This is a genomic window from Streptomyces sp. NPDC042638 (assembly GCF_040647235.1).
GTDB lineage: Bacteria > Actinomycetota > Actinomycetes > Streptomycetales > Streptomycetaceae > Streptomyces > Streptomyces rameus.
Window position 1 is genome coordinate 1 of record NZ_JBEZBT010000136.1, and the last position, 3,363, is coordinate 3,363.

The 3,363-nt window shown below is 74.0% G+C and carries 3 protein-coding genes and 1 pseudogene; 1 reads left to right on the top strand and 3 read right to left on the bottom strand.

Annotated features, from left to right (window positions below; genetic code table 11):
* Window positions 1–390, top strand: a 390-nt coding sequence (locus AB0B40_RS38040) for an oligopeptide/dipeptide ABC transporter ATP-binding protein (RefSeq protein WP_362268210.1), incomplete at its 5' end; no start/stop codon positions are given.
* A gap of 68 nt (window positions 391–458) precedes the next feature.
* On the opposite strand, the pseudogene AB0B40_RS38045 reads toward AB0B40_RS38040, so the two are convergent.
* The 3 genes and pseudogenes from AB0B40_RS38045 to AB0B40_RS38055 all read right to left on the bottom strand — a co-directional run.
* Window positions 459–1,898 (bottom strand): annotated as a pseudogene (locus AB0B40_RS38045) (glycosyltransferase family 39 protein); the annotation flags it as partial.
* A gap of 171 nt (window positions 1,899–2,069) precedes the next feature.
* Window positions 2,070–2,810 carry a class I SAM-dependent methyltransferase gene (locus tag AB0B40_RS38050; RefSeq protein WP_345051080.1) on the bottom strand — a complete coding sequence of 247 codons (741 nt, stop codon included), beginning with the start codon at window positions 2,808–2,810 and terminating at the stop codon, window positions 2,070–2,072.
* Window positions 2,811–3,030: 220 nt separating this feature from the next.
* On the bottom strand, window positions 3,031–3,363 hold a 333-nt coding region (locus tag AB0B40_RS38055), incomplete at its 5' end, for an oligopeptide/dipeptide ABC transporter ATP-binding protein (RefSeq protein WP_362268208.1).

Consider the following 3,363-nt stretch of genomic DNA (forward strand, 5'->3'; position numbering starts at 1 on the left):
ATCGAGGTGGGGGACCGCGACTCCATCTACGCCCGCCCGCGCCACCCCTACACCCATGCCCTGCTCTCCGCCGTCCCCGAGGTGACCCTGACGGGGGAGGAGGCGCCCCGGCGTGAGCGCATCCGGCTGGCCGGCGACGTTCCGTCCCCCATCTCCCCGCCCTCCGGCTGCCGTTTCCGCACGCGGTGCTGGAAGGCACAGGACAAGTGCGCCGCCGAGGAGCCGCCGCTGATCCGGCTCTCCGGCAACCGCGACGGCCACCTGACGGCCTGCCACTTCCCGGAGGAACCCACCACCGGGGCCCGGGACGAGGACATCGTCCTGGACCCGGCCCTGGCGGCGCTGGAGGAGGGGGACGCGGCGGGCACGGAGGCCGCACGGGACGGATGACGGGCTGAAGACGGCGGAAGGACGCTCCCGGCCGGCGCGCCGGCCGGGGAGTGGTCCGGGGGTCCGTGCCGCCGCTCGTACACCGTCACCCGTCGGCCGCGGACCCGACGGTCCGCCACCACGGTGAAGTACCGCCTCAGCACCGCGGCCTTCGCCCGGTCCCGCTCCGCCGACACCGGCGGGGCCACCTCCGGCGCATCGGTGACCAGCAGGATCCGCCGCTGGGCGAGCATCGCGGTCCGTATCGGGCCCGGACCGGCCTCCTCGCCCTTCAGCGAGCCGACGGCCACGGGGTCCCTCACCAGCGCGATGTCCCGCAGCCCGGCGAAGTCGCCGGGGGAGACCTGGGCGGTGTCGCGCCGGTCCGACGGCAGGAAGACCACCGCGTCCCCGGCCCGCTTCAGCTTCCGGACGTCCCCGGCGACCGCCAGCACGTCGTCCACCCGGCTGGCCGGGGACCGCTCGGCCAGCGACAGGGGCAGCAGTGCCACCACCGCCAGCGCGGTCGCCGCCGGGACGGTCCATGCCGAGGCGCGCGGGAACCGCGGATACGCCGACCGCGCCGCCGCACTCAGGGCCGTGCCGATCAGCAGGGCCAGACCCAGCATGCTGAACAGGATGTAGCGGTCCAGGAAGAGGGGCTGGACCAGGGAGATGCCGGCGAGGGCGAGCTGCGGCACCGCGAGCAGGGGCAGTCCGACGGCCGCCACCGACAGCCGGCCCGCTCGCGGCCGGTCCAGCAGGGCCCCCGCACCGCCCAGCGCCAGCAGGACCGCGGGGCCGATCATCATGTGCCAGGTCAGCGGCGGAATCCAGGCCACCTGGTGGGACTGGGTCCGGCTGAACAGGATCAACGGCAGTGCGCCGCCGACCGCGACCGCCGCGGCCACCGCCCAGCGCGCCCGTACCGCCCGCCCGGCCTTCGTCCACACCAGGGTCGCCAGGTGCGCGGGCAGCATGAGCAGCGACAGCCAGTTCAGCAGCGCGCACACCAGGACCGTGCCCCCGTAAGCCACCCAGCGCGCGGTGCGCCCCCCTCCCTGGAGCACCGTGACGAGCAGCAGGGTGGAGATCCCGGCGCCCGCGGACACGAGGGCGTACGGGCGGCCGTCCTGGAGGGAGAACTGCACGGCCGGAAGGAGCCCGAGCGCCAGTCCCGCCCCCACGCCGGCGCGGGCGCCGGCCAGCCGGTGGCCGACGGCCGTGACGCAGCCCGCCGCCACCGCCATGGCCAGTACGGAGGGCAGCCGCAGGGTGGTGGTGCTCGCCCCGAAGCACGAGAACAGGGCGTGCATCAGCAGGTAGTAGAGCCCGTGCACGGCGTCGACCTGTCCCAGCAGGTGCCAGATGTCGGGGACGGACCGCTGGGCCGCCATCCAGGTCGCGGCCTCGTCCCGCCACACACTCCGCTGCCGGGACAGTCCCCACAGTCCGAGAGCGAGGGTCCACGGGACCGGGATCAGCCAGACGGGCAGGCGGAACCTGCGGGCGGGTACGGATAAGGGCATGACGGGGCCGGGAACCTTGAGGCGAGGCGGGTCGGGGAACGGCGTGCGGAACGTGACAGCCCGTCAGTGCAGCGCGCGCCTTTCCCGAAACCTACGCGAGGGCCGTGATCACCGGCCAGTGATCGCGTGCATGAACACCATCACCCCCGGAGCGGGGAACCAAAGGCCCGTCTAGGCCTTCCGCGCCACCGTGATGATCTCGGGTGAGGCGGGGGTGAGCGCGCTCCGGTCCCAGTCGCCGTACTGGTCGGCCACCGTCAGGCCCGCCTCGGCGAGGAAGCCCTCCAGCGCCCCGGCGTCCAGGAAGCGCAGGACGCTGTGATTGACCTGTGGGCCGGGCCACCGGGGGCCCGCGTAGGTCTCGGTGAAGTACACCCGGTCCCCGTGCGGTCCGTCGTCGCGCACCTCGTGCCAGACCCGTACGGGAGTGCCGTCGGCGGCGGTGGCCCGGTGGACCCGGTCGGGGGTCCACCGCTCCCAGGCGCGGGCGCCGGGGTTGCGGGTCTCGAACACGAACCGGCCCCCGTCCCTCAGGGCCGCGCGGGCGGCGCGCAGGCAGACCCGGATCTCCTCGTCCGTCACCAGTTCCTGGAAGGCGTGCCCGGTCATCACGACGAGGTCGAACTCCGGCCGCCACCGCCGCACCCGCACATCGCCGAGCACCCACTCGACGTCGGGTCGCGCGCGGCGCGCCTGGACGAGCATGGCGGCGGCCGGATCGAGCCCCGTCAGCCGCCCCTGGTGCCCCTCGGCCCGGGCCCGTCGCAGTAACTGCCCGGTGCCGCAACCGATGTCCAGCACCGCCCCGGCCTCCCGCAGCAGACCGAGGTAGAAGTCGTCACCCGGTCCCCAGGGGTTGAGGCTGTCGTACAGCGCGGCGAGCGAGAGATCGGCGAAGACGTGATCAACCACCGCGGCAGTGTGACACACGTTGCTGAACGGTGCGTCAGGAACAGCGCACTTCCCGAAGTCCTCTTGCCGAAACCGGTGCCGGTGCCCTGTCCGGACGCAGAGGAGGGCCCGTGCCTGGGCAGGCGCGGGCCCTCTCCCCTGGACCGGACGTTCATGGGCTCGGGTCAATGGGCCGGTGAAAGTCCGCTCCGCAAGGGGGCGGCTGACGGAAAGGGGTGTGTCAGGCCGCCGCCTCGGGGTCTTTGGCGAGGCGCGGAGCGGGGACGGTGTCCGCCGTCTCCGGGTAGTGGCAGGCCGTCAGGTGACCCGCGTTGTCGCCCTGCACCTGCACCAGCGGCGGCGCCTCCGTCGCGCACTTCTCGGTCGCCTTCCAGCAGCGGGTGCGGAAGCGGCAGCCGGAGGGCGGGTTGATCGGCGACGGCACGTCACCGGTCAGCCGGATGCGCTCACGCGGCACCTCGTCCACCGTGGCCTCGGGCACGGCGGACAGCAGGGCCCGCGTGTAGGGGTGGCGCGGGTTGTCGTACAGGTCCTCACGGTCGGCGATCTCGAC